This is a genomic window from Rhodococcus sp. SG20037, assembly GCF_031763325.1.
Classification (GTDB): Bacteria; Actinomycetota; Actinomycetes; order Mycobacteriales; family Mycobacteriaceae; genus Rhodococcus_F; species Rhodococcus_F qingshengii.
This window is the reverse complement of the sequence record NZ_CP134497.1, coordinates 4,761,462-4,778,079: the sequence shown is the minus strand read 5'-3', so window position 1 is coordinate 4,778,079 and position 16,618 is coordinate 4,761,462. Positions and strand designations below refer to the sequence as shown.

The window sequence follows — 16,618 nt, the reverse complement described above, 5'->3', positions numbered from 1 at the left end:
GAACCCTGCGGCACCGCGAGACCGTACCGAATGGTCTGCAGAAAGAGTCGGGAATCACTCGGTGCGGGCAATGAGTAACGCTTCCTGAGTGATCTGGCAGATCTGGAGTCCGGATCGATCGAAGGCCGCCGCATTCACGACTGCTCTGCCGGCGTGAGCTGTGGGGGTCGCGTGCTCGAAGAGCAGCCACTCGTCCGCTCGCACAGGGCGTTGAAACCACATCGTGTGATCGAGGGACACACCAGTCCAGTCCGTGTCGAGCGAGTGCTCCTGCCCGATGTCGTAGCCGTGCGGAGTCAGTGCGGTTGCCATCAGCATCAGATCACTGGCATAAGCGAGAGCAGCCACGTGAATCAGTGGATCGTCGCTCAGCCGCTGAGCCGAACGCATCCAGATGTTGCGCGGAGGCGCCGCCGAATGCGCGGTGGGGGAGTGCGAATCAAGGGGGGAAACACGAATCTCGATGGCGGAGAACTCCTCCCACACCTCTCCCAACCCACCGTCTGCCTCGGCCAACTCTTGCAACGTCACGCACTCAGTGGGCGGGAGTGCGGTAGGTACTGCGCGACTGTGAGTGATGCCCTCGTCGATCGAGGAGGCAGAGACCGTGGAACGGCAGACGAGTCGTCCGTCCTGGTGGACGTCGACGCCTCTGGTGGACAGGCGTTTTCCGTCGCGAAGTCGATCTACCGAGAACTCGGTTGCATGCTCCGTCGATCCCGGGCGAAGGAAGTGGGTGTGGACGGAACTGATCGCTTTGCCGTCGGTAACCGTGCGCCCGGCTGCGAGAATCGACTGGGCTACCAGTTGGCCGCCGAACAATTGAGGTAGACGAACACCGTCGTTCGACCCTTGCCACCGGTCCGGGCCGGTCGATTCCAGATCGAAGACGTCGGCGAGACCACTCGTGGGGGCGCTCACGACGCGTGGTTTCGTGCCGGACGGGGTGGACGAGGTAAGAATCCGCTGGTCCGGGCGACGTAGTCGTCGTAGGCCTGCCCCTTGCTCTTGCGCATGCCGCGTTCGAGAAGGGCCTTACCGCTGTAGCTCACCAGCAGTTTGATCATGACGATCGGAGAGACGATCGTGATCAGCGCCAATGGATCACCAAGCGCGAGGATGAACAGTCCGACCCAGACGCATGCATCACCGAAGTAGTTGGGATGGCGGGTCCAGGCCCAGAGCCCACGGTCCATCACCTTCCCGGCATTGGCCGGATCAGCTTTGAAGCGGGAAAGTTGGTAGTCTCCAACCGATTCGAAGACGAAGCCGACGGTCCAGACCGCGATGCCGATCGCGCCGAGGACTCCGAGGGCGCGAAACTCGTACATCGCGAACTGGACGGGCAGCGACACCACGAGAATGAGAACGCCCTGGAGGCCGTAGATTTTGCGAATCAGGAACGGAACCAGCGGTCCCTGTTGATGTTTGAGCAGGGCAGTGTAGCGCTTGTCCTGCCCGTGCCCACGGTTTCGGAAGCCGATGTAGAGGCCGAGTCGCATTCCCCACACCACGGTCAGAGCCAGCACGACGAGGCGACGCAGATCGTTGCCGTCCGACCCGATGGACGTCAGGTACGAGACGACGGCGACGACGGCGAAGCCAGGCCCCCAGCAGATGTCGATGATCGAGTGATTGTTCATCCGGATGGCGACGGCCATCACGACTGCGATGAAGACGAGGACGGCGAGTGCGCTCACACCGAAGTTCAGTGCAAGATCGCCCAGTGGGATGTCGGTCATGCGCGCGCTTTCCGATTGTGGTGGTCGAGCAGTTCGGAAGCGAAGTCCGCGAAGGCTTCCTGTGCGCTCGGATAGGTGTGAGGAGCGCCGAGTCGGCTGGTCACGAGTAGCGCGTCGAGCGCTTTGGCATCGAGTTCTGTGGTGGTGGGCAAGAATTCGGTCGAGCCCTCGACGGCGTCTGCCGAACGCACCCCGTTGCCTGCCGTGACGATCACCTGCCCGTTGGTCGTGGACTCGGGATCGACGAGGGCGGTGACCACCGGGGCTACCAGGTCGGCACCCATGATGTCGATGAATCGTGGATCCATTCCGGATTCGGTCATCTGCGTAGTGGCATAGGGCAGTACGACATTGGTGAACACATTGCGACTCGCTCCTTCGCCGGCTGCGGTGCGTCCCAATGCGATGACGGCACCCTTGCTGGCGGCGTAGGCGGACACGGTGGGTTCTCCGTGCAGTCCTGCGGTCGAGGCAATCATCACGATGCGCCCGAATCCGGCTTCGCGCATCACTCGGGAGGCTTCGGCGGCGACCAGTGCGGTTCCGACGACGTTTGTCGTGATGACGGTGCTGAGGTTCTCGGCGGTGGTGCGATGAAGCATCTGTGGACCGCTGACCGCGGCGCTGGTGATGCAGAAGTCGAGTCGTCCGAACCGAGTGAGAGCGTCGTCCACCAACTTTCGGCCGACCTCGGGGTCGGTGACGTCGTCGTGGTTGGCGACGGCCTGTCCACCGGTTTCGAGGATTTCGTCGACGACCTGATCTGCAGGGCCTCGGCCGCTCGAATCGAGTGTGCGATTCCGATTGTTGACGATCACCGTGACCCCTCGGCTCGCGAGATGCAGTGCGACGGCACGGCCGAGGCCCTTACCCCCTCCCGTGACGACGGCAACGCGGCCGGAGAGTGAACTGACGGTCATGAGGCGATCCGTTCGACGAGCACCGCGACTCCGACACCGGCGGCGCCGCTGACCGCGGCCACACCGTAGCGTCCGTCGCTCCGTACCAGTTCGTCGACACATGCGCCGACGAGAATTGCTCCGGTGGCGCCGAATGCATGGCCCATCGCCATCGTGCCTCCGTTGGGGTTCATGCGGTCCGGCCCGGCGTCAAGATCGCGGCGGAACCGTAGGCAGAGTGCGGAGAACGCCTCTGCGAACTCGAACACGTCGATGTCCTGTGGACGAAGCCCGGCTCGCGCGATGACTGCCTCCACGGCGCTCTGGCCCGCAGTGAGCATGAGGACCGGATTCACCGAAGTCGAGGCGGATCCGATGATCCGTGCGCGAGGGGTCAAGCCGGTTCTGGCCGCGGCTTTCTCGGATCCGAGGAGTAGGAGCGCTGCGCCGTCGGCCATGGCGGGAGAGGATCCGACGGTGTGCAGGTGTTCGATCTTGCCGACCTCAGGGTAGGCGGCGAGCGCGAGTGCATCCTGACCGGCGGCGCCGAGCCCTTCGAAGGCCGGAGGCAGCGTGGCGAGTCCCTCTGCCGTCGTCTCTGCCCTGACCAGTTCGTCGTGCGCGATTCCGGCTTCACCATTTCTGCCGGGGACAGGCACAACGGACCGCTCGAATGCGCCGTTGCGCCAGGCCTCGGCAGCCTTGTGCTGGGTTTCGACGCCGTACGCATCCAACTCGTCGCGGGAGTACCCCTCGATCGTGGCATTCAAGTCGGCGGCAACACCCATATGGATGGAACCGATCTGCGCGATAGTTGCCGGATCGGTCCACAGCGGTCCGCGATCACTGAACATCGGAGTCCGGGAGACGCTTTCGACGCCACCGGCCACGACGAGGGACACGTCGTCGCCGCGAATGCGGGCCGCGCTCTGGCCAACTGCGTCGACGCCGGATGCGCAGAATCGGTTGAGGGTTGCGCCGGGGACGGAGTCGCCCCAACCGGCAAGGAGTGCGGCAGTTCTAGCGATGTTCGCGCCCTGCTCGTCCACCTGCGATGCGCAACCGAGAACGACGTCGTCGATCTGTTCTGCGCCTAGGTTCGTTCGACCCTGCAAAGCCTTGGCCAGGTGGACGACAAGATCGACGGGGCTGTGTTCGTGGAGGGCGCCTCGCGCCGATGCTCGACCGCGCGGTGTGCGCACGTAGTCGAGGACAAAAGCATCAGTCATTTTCAACCCTTCAATTAGTAGAGTTACTCTGCTAGTTGTAGTACGGTTGCGGTGAAATTACAACCGCCGTTGCGCGGGTATCTCGGTGACGTCACCGAGGCCGGATCGGCAAGGGGAGAGGTCATGACTGTTTCGAACATTTGGATTCTCGGCGGGTACCAATCCGACTTCGCACGGAACTTCACCCGTGAGGAACTCGATTTCGCGAACCTTGCCGAAGAGGTGGTGAACCACACCCTGGACGCGGCGAAGGTTCCTGCCACCGACATCGAGGTGATCCACGTCGGTAATGCCTTCGGTCAATTGTTTGCCGGCCAAGGTCAGCTGGGCGCGATGCCCGCCACCGTGCATCCAGACCTGTGGGGTGTGCCCTCGTCTCGGCACGAGGCGGCGTGCGCATCGGGCAGTATCGCTGTACTTGCAGCGATGGCAGACCTGCGCGCCGGCAACTACGACGTGGCTCTGGTGATGGGTATCGAACTGGAGAAGACGGTTCCGGGTGATGACGCGGCCGGCCATCTGGGCGCTGCAGCCTGGGTCGGACACGAAGGTCAGGAAGCAAAATTCATGTGGCCGTACATGTTCGACCGTGTGTCGAAGGAGTACGGGCGGCGTTACGGGATCGACGAATCTCACCTTCGCGCGATCTCGCAGATCAACTTCGCAAACGCGAAGAACAACCCCAACGCGCAGACACGCGGTTGGGCGGTGCCCGATCTACTCGGAAATGCGGGTGGTGACGACACGACCAATCCCGTTGTGGAAGGTGGTGTTCGGCGATTCGATTGCAGCCAGGTGACCGACGGTGGCGCCGGGGTGGTGCTGGTGACGAACAAGTACCTGCGTGAACACCCTGGCGCCGCGGCGACTCCGCGGGCCCAGATCGCGGGCTGGGGTCACCGGACAGTTGGTTTAGGTCTCGAGCAGAAGCTGGCCCGCGACGCCGATAATCCCTACGTGATGCCACACGTTCGGGATGCGGTGATGGGTGCCTTCTCCCGGGCCGGAGTCGACCTGGCCGGGATAGACGGGATCGAAACACATGATTGTTTCACGGCGAGTGAGTATCTCGCGATCGACCACATCGGTCTGACCGCGCCCGGCGAGTCGTGGAAAGCCATCGAGAGTGGTGACATCGCCATGGGCGGCAAGCTACCGATCAACCCCAGCGGCGGTCTGATCGGCGGTGGTCATCCGGTGGGTGCCAGTGGTGTTCGAATGCTTCTCGACGCGGCCCATCAGGTGACGGGAACGGCCGGCGGTTTCCAAGTCGAGGGTGCGAGCCGCTTTGCGACGCTCAACTTCGGTGGAAGTACGGCCACCACCGTCAGTTTTGTCGTCGACGCAGTTTCCTGAAGGTGCAGCCCAACCCAGCCTTTCCCCATCAGTCGAAAAGAGAATTCCATGGACGTCGAAATCGTAGGCAAGTTGTTGTCCACCCTTCCCGCCGATGACGATCACCCGTATCGCACCGGCCCGTGGCAACCCCAGACCACCGAGTTCAAAGCGGACAACCTCGAAGTCGTATTCGGTGAGGTTCCGAAAGACCTCGACGGTGTCTACCTGCGTAACACCGAGAATCCGCTCCATCCCTCGATGAAGGCGTATCACCCCTTCGACGGTGACGGCATGATTCACATCGTGGGCTTTCGCGACGGAGAGTCGTTCTACCGCAACCGATTCGTACGTACCGACGGCTTGGCGGCCGAGCAGGATGCCGGCGCTGCGTTGTGGGCCGGGCTTGCCGAGTCTCCCAAACTCAGTCGCCCCGAGGGCGGCAAGGGTGCGCGCACCCGGATGAAGGACGCGTCCAGCACCGACGTCGTCGTTCACCGGGGGACTGCTCTCACCAGCTTCTACCAGTGCGGAGATCTGTATCGTCTCGATCCGATGTCGGCGGAGACACTCGGCAAGGAAAGCTGGAACGGCAAGTTCCCCTTCGAATGGGGTGTGTCCGCGCATCCGAAGGTGGACGACAAGACCGGAGAAATGCTGTTCTTCAACTACAGCAAGGAAGCGCCGTACATGCACTACGGCGTCGTGGACTCGGCCAACGAGTTGGTCCACTACGTCGACGTCCCACTTCCCGGTCCGCGCTTGCCGCACGACATGGCCTTCACGGAGAACTACGCGATCCTCAACGACTGCCCCTTGTTCTGGGATCCGGTTCTGCTGGAGAAGGGCGCGCACGTCGCGAATTTCCATCCCGATATCCCGCTGCGTCTCGGAGTCATCCCACGCCGCGGAAATACTTCTGACATCAAGTGGTTCGAAGCCGATTCGACCTATGTCCTGCACTTCGTGAACGCCTACGAAGAGGGGGACGAGATTGTTCTGGACGGTTTCTACCAGGGTGATCCGGAGCCGTCGGACAACGGTATGGGCAATCAGTGGGAGCGCGCCTTCCGTTTCCTCGCTCTCGATCGCATGCAGACCCGGCTTCACCGCTGGCGTTTGAACCTGGTCACCGGAGCCACGCGTGAAGAGCAACTCAGTGACTCGATCACCGAATTCGGCATGATGAACGGCAATTTCGCGGGTGAGAAGTACCGATACGCCTATGCGGCTTCTGGTAAGCCGTCGTGGTTCCTGTTCGACGGCTTGGTCAAACACGACCTGCTTACGGGGAACGAGGAACGATTCTCCTTCGGTGACGGCGTGTATGGAAGCGAGACCTCGATGGCACCACGCGTGGGTGGTACCGCCGAAGACGACGGCTATCTCATCACGTTGACCACCGACATGAACGAGGACGCGTCCTTCTGCCTGATCTTCGACGCTGCCCGCGTCGGAGACGGACCATTGTGCAAACTTCGCCTTCCCGAACGGATTTCGAGTGGCACCCACTCGACGTGGGCGCCGGGTGCCGAGCTTCGACGCTGGCAGAGTGCCGACACCGCAGCCGAAGCGGTCGGACTGTGACGGGCACGCACGACGCGGGCACGTGGGAGATCCTGCGACAGGTGGTGATCGGTGCACGAGACCTGGACAAGACCGGTCAACAACTACGTGAAGCGTTGAATCTGGCACCAGGATTCACAGATCCACTGCTCGAAGACATCGGTTTGGCCGACGAGACCTTGGCCGTCGGGCCGCAGGCATTTCTCGAGATCGTCGCGCCGCTCGACGAGACGGTCTCGCTGGCGAGATGGATCCGCAAGGGCGGAGGGGAGGGCGGCTATGCACTCTCGATCCAGGTTTCGAACATCGAGCCCTATCTGGAACGTGCAGCTGCGGCCGATGTTCGGACGGTGGCCGATCTCGAGGCCTACGGTCACCGGATCGTCCAACTTCATCCCGGTGATCTCGGACTGCTCGTAGAACTCGACGAGATTCCCGACGCCGACGAGTGGTTCTGGGATGAGACGGAGAAGGAGGTTTCCCTCGATCCCTGGGTCGACGACATCCTCGGCGTCGACGTGTCCTCGTCCGATCCGGCCAGGACGGCGACGCTGTGGGCCGAAGTGTTCGGAAAGAAACCGGTCTCGGCGCAACCACTCTCGATCAGGCTGGGATCACGCGTCGTGTCGTTCGTTCCGGGGGAGCGGTCGATGCTCACTGCAATCGATCTGGCGGCGTCGAGCGGCGCGTCTGCCGTCGAGCCCGGGCTGAGTGTCGGCGGCGTGGAATTCCGGATTCACCCACGCTGAGCGTGCTTCACATCGAACGACAGAAATCGGGGCCGATCGCTCGAAGCGACCGGCCCCGAATTCGTGTCATGGACTCAAGCGAAGTCCTGTCGCAAACGAGTCTTGAGCAGCTTCCCGCTAGCGTTGCGTGGCAGCTCCTCGATGAACCGAACCGCACTGGGGCACTTGAAGTGAGCCAGTCGCTCGCGTGACCACTCGATGATCTCCGCTTCGGTTGCATCCGAATCAGCAGCTCGAACGACCACGGCAAGGGGAGTCTCACCCCACCGATCGGAGTGAACGCCGACTACCGCGACCTCGCGGATGCCGGGGTGCCCGGAGAGAACACTCTCCACCTCGGCCGGATAGACGTTCTCACCGCCGGAGACGATCATGTCCTTGAGGCGGTCGTGGAGGTAGAGATAGCCGTCCTCGTCGAACGATCCGCCGTCTCCGGTGCGAAGCCAGTCGCCGTCCAACATGGTGGCCGCAGTGGCTGCTTCGTTACGCCAGTAACGCTTCATGACGTGAGCGCCGCCGATGACGACCTCTCCGCGGGTACCGACCGGGACGTCTTCGAGCGTCACGGGATCGACGATGCGGATGGGCACTCCGAACATCGGCTGCCCGACGGACTTCAACCGATGCGCGGTCGACTCGTCGGTCGCCCGATGATCTTCCGGGGTCAGCATGGTGACGCCGCCGGTCGACTCGGTGAGACCGTATGCCTGCAGGAAACTACACCCGAAGACCTCGGTCGCGTCTTGCAACAGGGGCAGTGGCATCGGCGCGGCTCCGTAGACCAGGAACTGCAGGGCACTCCAATCTGCCTCGCGCACAGCCGGAAGGGAGGTCAGGACGCTGATCACCGCGGGAACGGCGACCGCATGCGTGACTTTGTACTCCTGCATCAGCGCGACGAGTTCGAGAGGTCCGGCGATGGTCTCGAGCAGTAGAGCGCCACCGCCGAGCGTCGTGACCAGGGCGAGACCCAGTCCGGCCACATGGAAGAACGGAACCGGGCACATAGCCACGGAGTCGGTGTCGAGATCGAGCAGGTGATACATGGTGGCGAGGGCACGGCCGAGGTTGGCGCCGGTGAGTTCGATTCCCTTGGGGTGACCGGTGGTTCCCGACGAGTAGAAGATCAGCGCTGTGTCGTCGGGGCGGCGCGACGACCCCGGATCGTCGTCGCCGACACCGGAAAGCCAGTCGTTCCACGAGATCGAGTTTCCGGCGCCATCCACCGTGACGACGGTCCGGACGCTACCGACCGCCGCGGCGACGTCGGAGAGGCCCTCATCGCCTGCTCCGAGTACGACGACGGTCGGCTCGCTGTTGCTCAGGATGTAGTCGACCTCGCCCGGTGCCAGCCGATTGTTGACGGCCGTCAGGATCGAGCCCATCTTCGAAGATCCGTACAGGACGGAGAGGAAAGACGGTGCATTGGCCCCGATGTACGCCACCCGGTCGCCGGGTCGAACACCATCGCGCAGAAGTGCATTCGCGACACGATTTGTTTCGATGTCGAGTTCGCGGAAACTGGTACGCCCGTCATCGGAGATGACGGCGGTGCTCTCCGGACTGGCAATCGCCCGGCTGCGTAGCAAGTCTTCCAGATTCTGCACGGGGCGACCGTCGGGCAGGAGCGCGTTCACGGAAGGTTGACGGACGGCAGGTTCACGGGTGGCAGGTTCACGGGTGGCAGGTTCACGGGTGGCAGTCGAACCTACGGCCGTCGGCTGAGTTGTCATGCTGAATGCTCCAATCTGAAGGGGGCAAAGACAGGGGGTTCGAAAATGCCGGCGGGAGCAGCGAGTACATGCTCGACGGCGCGTAGTGCCGGGCCTGCAGTGATGAACTGACCGGCTGTCGTGCGACTGTTCGGATCTTGTGGTTCGACCAGGTTGACGGTCATCACGATCTCGGGTTTGCCGAAGAGGTGGACTTCCCATTGGTCCCGTCCCGCGTATTCGTCGCGATCAGGTTCCATGGTCCAGATGATGGCGAGGGTGAGGAACTGCTTTCCGTCGACCATTGCGTGCCAGCGCCATTCGGTGGTTCCGACGGTTCCCGCGGCGATGCGTCCGGCGGCGACGTCGAGATCCGTACGTGCCGGAACGACCCTGTGATCGGACACGACCCCGTCGTAGGTGACGCCCAGGCGCTCGCACATGAACGCGATGGTCTCGAGGTACAGCGACGCGTACAGCGAGGGCAACGGCCCGGTTCCGTCCAGTTCCTCCGGGGGCGAACCCATTCCCATGACGGTGAACGCGAAGTCGGGGTCAGGCATGCCGCGAGCGTCGAGCACCTCGTCGATCGTAATTCGGTCGAGTTCGATCGATGTTCCCGTCAGCGCCAACGCCAATCGCTCGCCGATGACACCTGGGCTCACGCCGACCCCGAAGAGCGTCGAATCGCCTTCCTTGCATGCTTGGGCGAACATGTGCTCGCGTTCGGTGCCGTGTGCGCGGGGGAAGTGCTGCCCGGCCGTCGTGATCACGTTGATCCCGGCGCGAAGCAGACGGCACAGATCGTCGTCGTGGCGTTCGTACGGAATCTGCAACCGCGGACTGTGGATGAGAACCTGTGGGCGCGAGCGGATGATCTCGTCCACGTCGCGTGTAGCGATCACCCCCGTCGGTGCTCGTCTGGCGATGTCACCGGCGTCTCGACCCGCCTTGGCGTCGCTGTACACGTAGAGGCCGACCAACTCGAGGTCGGGACGATCGATGATTCCGCGTAGCGCTGTCTTGCCGATGGCACCGGTCGCCCACTGGGCAACACGAATCGGATCGCTCATGATCGAGTGGTCAGTTCGCCGGCGAAGAGGAGCTTGCCCAGACCGCGTTCGTACCGAATCGGGTCGCGGGCCAGACGCGCACGGGCATCGATTGCCATGAAATCTGTGTCGCACGTCCACTCACCGCGTTGCGTGGCGGCGAGTCCGGTCGCGGCGATGTCCAGAGGATTTTCCTTGTGGCCCTGAACATGTGACGCCATGCGGGTATCGACGCTGCCGACGATCAACGACGTGACGGTGATGCCGTGCGGTTCGAGTTCGGCGCGAGCGATGCCGCCGAGCGACAGAGCAGCCGCCTTGGCCGGTGAATAGCCACCCATGAAGGCGGTCGGAGCGATTGCGGCCACCGACAGGACGTTGACTATCGATCCTCCGCCGCGGGCGGCGAGTACCGGCGCGAAGGCGCGGATCATCGTCAGAGGCCCGAAGTAGTTGACCTCCATCTCGGCTCGCGCAGCCGCTTGGTCGTCGGCCTCGATCAACCGATTCCCGGTGAACAGTCCGGCATTGTTGACGACCACTGTGGTGTCACCGCACGCCCTGGCCGCTGCATCGACGAGTCCTGGATCGGTCACGTCGAGTTCGACGATGTGTGCTCCGGTGGATCGCAGCTCGGCGGGCGCCTCGTCGGGATTTCTCACCCCTGCATAAATTTTGGCGGCACCCATCGACTTCGCCTGTTGGACGAAGGCCAAGCCGAGCCCTCGATTGGCGCCGGTGACGAGGACAGTCGCGCCCTCTATCGGCGTTCCGCGAAACCTTGTCATGAGTGCTCCTGTGTCTGCCGTGTGTAGATGAGGTCGTCGGGAAATTTCTTGCTCTTCTTCAAGGACGTTTCAGGCGCGAGCATCCCGAAGATCCAGCCTTCGGCTGTGGCCATGTCGTGGTTCCAGTCCCACCGCAGTGCGCGGTGGCGGATTCCCCACCTGCCGTCCTCGTAGCCGAAGCGGTCGATCAGGCGCGCCGCGGTGAGTGTGTCGGCTATGCCGTCCGAGTGCTTGATTCGTGCGAAGGCAAGCACGTAGGACTCGACGTGTGCTGTGGCCCCGTCGAGTTCGATCAGGACGTTGGTCATTGCGTGGGTCGTCAGTGACCGTGGGTGAGTGATGGCCCCGGCGATGTGGTCGATGTAGTCGTCGGCGGTGCCGGTGAAGACACCCCCGTGGTCTTCGGTTGCGCCGGGTAGATAACACCGCCTGGCGTCCTCGACGTCTCCGCGATCGGCAGCTCGGAGGAAACGAGCCAGAACCTCGTAGATTTCCTGCTTGGCGACGAGAGCGTCGACCCGGCTGTAGTCCCTGACGTCTGGGCCCCCGCCGCTGTCGACTGCGTGAATGTTGTTGGACCTCAAGATGATGTCCCTTCTCGGCTCCGGATCGGGGGCCGCACGTTGACGGAGTGCCTCTGTTTACTGTAGTAATCTCTATCACACTGTTAATTGAAGTGTCACGAGGAGGTGAAACCAATGCTTGGAAACACACCACCCGCACAACCTGCGAATGACCCGGTCGTACTCACGCTCTCCGATGTATCGATCGAATTCGGCGGAGTCACGGCTCTCGACGACGTCGGCTTCGACGTCCACGCCGGCCAGATCTGCGGACTCATCGGGCCGAACGGCGCTGGTAAGACCACGCTGTTCAACTGCATCACAAGGATTTACGAACCGAGTCGCGGTGTCATCACCTGGCAAGGAACCGACCTCTTGGGATTGCGGCCCTATGCAATGGCATCTGCAGGGATCGCTCGGACCTTCCAGAATCTCGCACTGTTCAGCGGCATGAGCGTCTTCGACAACACCATGGTCGGCGGATCGTCTCGGGGCCGCTTCGGACTGGCGAGCGGGCTTCTCGGCTGGCCTCCAGCGCGCGCCCGAGTCCGAGAACTGCGAGAGAAGGCCTGGTACCTGCTCGAACGCCTCGAACTCGTCGACGTCGCGAACGCGCCGGCAGCAGGCCTTCCGTTCGGAACACTCAAGCGCGTCGAACTGGCACGAGCATTGATGTCCGAGCCTTCGCTGCTTCTGCTCGACGAGCCCGCCGGCGGGCTCACACACAGCGAAGTCAAGGAGTTGGGAGAACTGATCGTCTCGCTCCGCGACGACTTCGGCTTCGGAGCGCTTCTGGTCGAACACCACATGGGATTGGTGCTGGGTATCTCCGATCACGTTGTCGCACTGAACTTCGGCCACAAGATCGCTGAAGGTACTCCGGCGGAGATCCAGCAGAACGACGCCGTGATCAATGCTTATCTGGGGCGAGCGGCATGAGCCTGCTGAGCGTCGATGATCTGCATGCCGGTTACGGGCGAGGCAATGTACTGCACGGGGTTTCGCTCGACGTGGAACCCGGCGGGGTCGCTGTCGTTCTCGGCGCGAACGGTGCCGGCAAGACCACCATGATGCGTGCGCTTGCCGGATTGATTCCGCACCAGGGAACGATCACCTTCAACGGTTCGCCGCTCGGATCCAAACCTGAACGCGCCGTGGCCGCCGGCGTCAGCCTTGTCCCACAGGGCCGTGGAACTCTCGGTCAACTGTCGGTACGTGACAACCTGCTCGTCGGCGCTGCGCTTCGCAACGACAAGGCGGAGATCGAGGCCGACATCGAGCGGTGGTGTGAGACATTTCCGGTGCTCGCGAGGAGGTCCACACAGTTGGCAGGTTCGCTGTCAGGCGGTGAACAGCAGATGCTCGCGGTCGCGCGGGCATTGATGAGCCGTCCCACCCTGCTTTTGTGCGACGAACCGAGCCTGGGTCTGGCGCCCATCGTCATCGCCGAATTGTTCGACACGCTCGGTGCGATCAACCGGAGCGACGGAACTGCACTGCTGATCGTGGAACAGAATGCCGATCTCGCGATGAAACTCGCGTCGAAGGTCTTCCTGCTCGACGTAGGCACCATCGTCGCTGCCGGCACGCCCGAGGAATTTCGTTCGGACGACGTCGTGCGCAGCGCCTATCTCGGGTACCAGGAGTAAACGGTGACACTCTTTCTCGAACGACTCATCTCCGGATTGACCAACGGCTCGATCTACGCAATTCTCGCGCTGGCACTCGTGGTGGTGTTCCGTGCCACCGGCACGATCAACTTCGCTCAGGGCGAGTTGGCCCTGTTCACAACCTTCGTGGCGTGGTGGCTCACAACGATGTCCTGGCCGATCTGGGCCGCGATCGGAGCGGCTCTCGCTCTCGGCTTCCTGCTCGGGGCGTTGATGGAGCGTCTGCTCATCCGGCCGGTTCAACGTAGAAGTGACATGGCAGTGCTGATAGTGGCACTGGGATTGTTCACCGGGCTCAACTCGTTGGCCGGAATGCTGTGGGGGAGCGAAACGAAGATCATGCCGAGCCCGTTTCCCAACGGTCCCACCGACTACATCTCAGTGGGCGGCGCGCGCGTGTACGGCGACGCACTGGGCGTACTGGTTGCGCTCGTTGTCCTACTTGTGTTGATGTCCTTGCTCTTTCGCAAGACGAGAGTCGGTCTGCACATGCGTGCCGTCGCGGACAATGCCGAATCTGCCACTCTCGCCGGAGTTCCGACCAGCCGGATACTCGCAATCGGCTGGGGTGTTGCGGCAGCGATCGGCGCACTGGCCGGTGTCCTGGTCACTCCGCTCTCGCCGCAACAACTCGGCCTCACGACCATGTTCCCGATCTTCATCGCAGCATCTGCGGCAGCGCTGTTCGGCGGTCTGGACAGTCTTGTCGGCGCAGTTGTGGGTGGGTTGACGATCGGTGTTCTGGAATCGATGCTCAGCGGCTACATTTCGGTCATCGGCGGTTCGCTGCAGCAGACATCCGCGCTACTGATCATCGTGGTGATCCTCTTCGTCAGACCCAATGGACTGTTCGGTACCAAGAAACTGGAGCGGGTATGACGACGCTTGCCGAGAGAAATGAACCCGCGGTCGCCGAAAAGGCAGTCAGGCAGCCGCGCGTGGTGGTTGCCGGATCGACGTCGTACCGGATACTCCAACTGGTTCTGCTGGTGGCTGCCGTCTGTGCCCTGCTCCTCGTGTCGCAGAGCGCGCCGTTTCGCGTAGGGCAGTTCACGAGTGTCTTCATCATCGCGATTGCCATCGCCGGACTGAATATCGTCAGCGGGTACACCGGACTTCTGTCGATCGGCCATTCTGCCTTCTTCGGCCTCGGCGCGTACACGACCGGCGTTCTGATCGTCGATCGCGGATACTCGCCGTTGACCACAATCCCGATGGCAGTCGTATTGTGTTTCGTACTAGGACTTCTCGTCGGGCTTCCCTCCTTGCGGATCAAAGGGCTGTATCTGGCCCTCGTTACCCTCGCCGTCGCTGTGGCGTTTCCCGAAGTGATCCGCAAGACCGGGGATCTCACCGGTGGCGCGGCCGGCATGGTCGTTCGTGCGAATCTTCTGGTCCCGCCGAAATGGACGGGTTTGACCCGCGCGGACACCTATCTCTGGATCTTCTGGGTTTCGGTAGTGACGCTGGCAGTGGTCATGCTCCTGATCCGCAATCTCGTCAAGAGTCGATTCGGTTTGGCAATGGTTGCGGTGCGCGACAACGAGATTGCGGCGAGTGCAAACGGCATCAACGTCGCGCGGGTCAAGATTCTCGCTTTCGGACTTTCCGGCGCGATCACCGGTCTGGCAGGTTCGCTGTTCACGATGTACATCGGCGCGCTCTCACCCGAGTCCTTTTCGTTGATGAAGTCGATCGAGTTCATCACCGGACTGGTGTTGGGCGGAATCGCAACGCAATTCGGCCCGATCGTCGGGGCGACGGCAGTGGTGTTCCTGCCGTACTACACCGGAAGCGTCACCGACGGCCCCGTGTCGGGAGTGGTGTTCGGCGCGGTGCTGATCGCGATCGTGTTCTTGATGCCGGACGGAATCGTCGGCCGGATCAACAGCGTTCTCCGACGGTTTGTCCTCGTGGTTCCCGCAGATCATCCCAAGTATCGCGAAGGTGAACCCCGCACCTGAGCGCCGTCTCCCTCGCCCACTCTCGTTTCTCTCAACTCACAGCAAGGAACTGGACGATATGAAAAGGCAGACCACGATTCCCGCAGTCATCGCCGCTGCGGCACTACTCCTTTCGGCCTGCGGAGGTAACTCCGACGCAGAGAGCAACACGTCGACCTCGGCCGGAGCAGTATCGGTCGACGACTGCAGCGATCCCAGTGGTGCCGCGGCGCCGATCACCGACAAACTCACGGTGGGGTGGAGTGGGCCGACGTCCGGCCCGCTCGCCGACGCGGTCGGCAACGTGATCGAAGGAATGCGAGCACGGTTCGAGGTCGAGAACGCGGCCGGAGGCGTCGGCGGCGTCAAGCTCGACGTCGTGGTCAAGGACGATGCCTTCTCCCCGGAGCGCGCCAAAGCCAATGTCGGAGAGTTCATTCAGAAGGACAAGGTCGACGTTCTGGGCACGTTCGGAGCAGGCCAGTTGAACGCCATCGCGGACGACCAGACCACTGCCTGTGTTCCACTGCTCTTCGCGCAGGCAGGCATGCCCGAGTTCCGGGTGATCGAAGACTTTCCGTGGACCACGGAGTATCTACCGGATCCGGGCGTCGAGATGGAGGTAGTGGTCGAAAGCCTGAAGAAGAAGTATCCGAGCGGCGCCAAGGTTGCCTTGGCCACGAACCAGACCGAGTCCGGACAAGGGATCGCCAACGGCTTCAAGTCCGCGATCGAAGGAACGAACTTCGAGATCGCAGCCGAAGAGGCGCTGACCGACCCCAAGACGGCGGCATCGACCCTCAAAGCCAGTGGCGCCGAGGTATTGGTGGTGGCCGGTGTCACCACCGATTGCCTCGCGATCACCCAGGCGATCGGACGTGTCGGATGGAAGCCCGACACCGTGATTCAACCGTCGAACTGCGTCGACGGTGCGACGCTGTATGCGCCCGCCGGTGATGCTGCCGACGGGCAGCAGGTGATGGTGTGGCTCAAGGATCCCAACAACGCCCTCTACAAGGATGACGCGGCGGTACGTGACTACCTGGCCGGTGCGGCTGCTCACGGTGCCGATTCCCCGACCAACAGCTACACCGTGAACGGCTGGGCCATCGGTGACCTGTTGGTGGACAACTTCACTCGGGCCTCTGAGTCATCCGACGGACTCTCACGCGCCAGCATCATGAGTGCCGCACGAACGCAGGACTACCACCCGCCGATGTTCATCGACGGAATCAAATTCACGATGACCGCGGACCATGCATTGGGAATCCTGGCATTCCAGCCGTTCGAGTGGAACGCCGCTACCCAGGCGTTCGAGAAGCAAGGCGACGTGATCGACATTTCCGGCCGTTACGAGAACTGAAACGAGT

16 protein-coding genes are annotated in these 16,618 nt (G+C 62.5%); 8 read left to right on the top strand and 8 right to left on the bottom strand.

Annotated features, from left to right (window positions below; translation table 11 throughout):
• Positions 1-54 precede the first annotated feature (54 nt).
• The 4 genes from RHP72_RS21795 to RHP72_RS21780 are packed head-to-tail and all read right to left on the bottom strand — an operon-like array spanning position 55 to position 3,870.
• Complete coding sequence (locus tag RHP72_RS21795) at positions 55-921, bottom strand: acyl-CoA thioesterase II (protein WP_042451089.1); 867 nt, start codon at positions 919-921, stop codon at positions 55-57.
• Positions 918-1,742 (bottom strand): DUF1295 domain-containing protein, encoded by an 825-nt coding sequence (locus tag RHP72_RS21790; protein ID WP_042451087.1) that lies wholly within the window; start codon positions 1,740-1,742, stop codon positions 918-920. Before RHP72_RS21790 ends, RHP72_RS21795 begins: the two co-directional genes overlap by 4 nt.
• Positions 1,739-2,662 (bottom strand): SDR family NAD(P)-dependent oxidoreductase, encoded by a 924-nt coding sequence (locus RHP72_RS21785; protein ID WP_042451086.1) that lies wholly within the window; start codon positions 2,660-2,662, stop codon positions 1,739-1,741. Before RHP72_RS21785 ends, RHP72_RS21790 begins: the two co-directional genes overlap by 4 nt.
• Positions 2,659-3,870: an acetyl-CoA C-acyltransferase gene (locus tag RHP72_RS21780; RefSeq protein WP_042451085.1), complete on the bottom strand. Its 1,212-nt coding sequence runs from the start codon at positions 3,868-3,870 to the stop codon at positions 2,659-2,661. The genes RHP72_RS21785 and RHP72_RS21780 overlap by 4 nt, the downstream gene beginning before the upstream one ends.
• A gap of 123 nt (positions 3,871-3,993) precedes the next feature.
• On the opposite strand from RHP72_RS21780, the gene RHP72_RS21775 reads away from it, so the two are divergent.
• Genes RHP72_RS21775 through RHP72_RS21765 form a run of 3 tightly spaced genes read left to right on the top strand, consistent with a single transcriptional unit; the run spans position 3,994 to position 7,520 of the window.
• Complete coding sequence (locus RHP72_RS21775) at positions 3,994-5,226, top strand: acetyl-CoA acetyltransferase (RefSeq protein WP_042451084.1); 1,233 nt, start codon at positions 3,994-3,996, stop codon at positions 5,224-5,226.
• 48 nt (positions 5,227-5,274) lie between these two features.
• Positions 5,275-6,792 carry a carotenoid oxygenase family protein gene (locus tag RHP72_RS21770; protein WP_003940450.1) on the top strand — a complete coding sequence of 506 codons (1,518 nt, stop codon included), beginning with the start codon at positions 5,275-5,277 and terminating at the stop codon, positions 6,790-6,792.
• Positions 6,789-7,520: a hypothetical protein gene (locus RHP72_RS21765; RefSeq protein WP_042451081.1), complete on the top strand. Its 732-nt coding sequence runs from the start codon at positions 6,789-6,791 to the stop codon at positions 7,518-7,520. Before RHP72_RS21770 ends, RHP72_RS21765 begins: the two co-directional genes overlap by 4 nt.
• A gap of 74 nt (positions 7,521-7,594) precedes the next feature.
• Here RHP72_RS21765 and RHP72_RS21760 read toward each other — a convergent pair whose 3' ends face one another.
• From RHP72_RS21760 to RHP72_RS21745, 4 genes are read right to left on the bottom strand one after another with little or no spacing between them, the layout of a single operon-like run.
• Complete coding sequence (locus RHP72_RS21760; RefSeq protein WP_052417005.1) at positions 7,595-9,253, bottom strand: long-chain-fatty-acid--CoA ligase; 1,659 nt, start codon at positions 9,251-9,253, stop codon at positions 7,595-7,597.
• Positions 9,250-10,305, bottom strand: coding sequence for a dihydrodipicolinate reductase (locus tag RHP72_RS21755; RefSeq protein ID WP_042451078.1), 1,056 nt, complete (start codon positions 10,303-10,305; stop codon positions 9,250-9,252). Before RHP72_RS21755 ends, RHP72_RS21760 begins: the two co-directional genes overlap by 4 nt.
• A complete protein-coding gene (locus RHP72_RS21750; RefSeq protein ID WP_042451076.1) occupies positions 10,302-11,072 on the bottom strand; it encodes an SDR family oxidoreductase in 771 nt (256 codons plus the stop codon). Before RHP72_RS21750 ends, RHP72_RS21755 begins: the two co-directional genes overlap by 4 nt.
• Positions 11,069-11,656, bottom strand: a complete 588-nt coding sequence (locus RHP72_RS21745; RefSeq protein ID WP_042451074.1) for a nuclear transport factor 2 family protein — start codon at positions 11,654-11,656, stop codon at positions 11,069-11,071. The genes RHP72_RS21750 and RHP72_RS21745 overlap by 4 nt, the downstream gene beginning before the upstream one ends.
• A 114-nt stretch (positions 11,657-11,770) precedes the next feature.
• Here RHP72_RS21745 and RHP72_RS21740 point away from each other — a divergent pair, with 114 nt between their 5' ends.
• Genes RHP72_RS21740 through RHP72_RS21720 form a run of 5 tightly spaced genes read left to right on the top strand, consistent with a single transcriptional unit; the run spans position 11,771 to position 16,611 of the window.
• Positions 11,771-12,574, top strand: a complete 804-nt coding sequence (locus tag RHP72_RS21740) for an ABC transporter ATP-binding protein (RefSeq protein ID WP_042451072.1) — start codon at positions 11,771-11,773, stop codon at positions 12,572-12,574.
• Positions 12,571-13,284, top strand: a complete 714-nt coding sequence (locus tag RHP72_RS21735) for an ABC transporter ATP-binding protein (protein WP_003939931.1) — start codon at positions 12,571-12,573, stop codon at positions 13,282-13,284. The genes RHP72_RS21740 and RHP72_RS21735 overlap by 4 nt, the downstream gene beginning before the upstream one ends.
• Positions 13,285-13,287: 3 nt before the next feature.
• Positions 13,288-14,184 carry a branched-chain amino acid ABC transporter permease gene (locus tag RHP72_RS21730; RefSeq protein WP_003940241.1) on the top strand — a complete coding sequence of 299 codons (897 nt, stop codon included), beginning with the start codon at positions 13,288-13,290 and terminating at the stop codon, positions 14,182-14,184.
• Positions 14,181-15,269 carry a branched-chain amino acid ABC transporter permease gene (locus RHP72_RS21725; RefSeq protein WP_030534909.1) on the top strand — a complete coding sequence of 363 codons (1,089 nt, stop codon included), beginning with the start codon at positions 14,181-14,183 and terminating at the stop codon, positions 15,267-15,269. The genes RHP72_RS21730 and RHP72_RS21725 overlap by 4 nt, the downstream gene beginning before the upstream one ends.
• Before the next feature lie 58 nt (positions 15,270-15,327).
• Positions 15,328-16,611, top strand: coding sequence for an ABC transporter substrate-binding protein (locus RHP72_RS21720; RefSeq protein ID WP_003939841.1), 1,284 nt, complete (start codon positions 15,328-15,330; stop codon positions 16,609-16,611).
• The last annotated feature ends 7 nt before the right edge of the window (positions 16,612-16,618 follow it).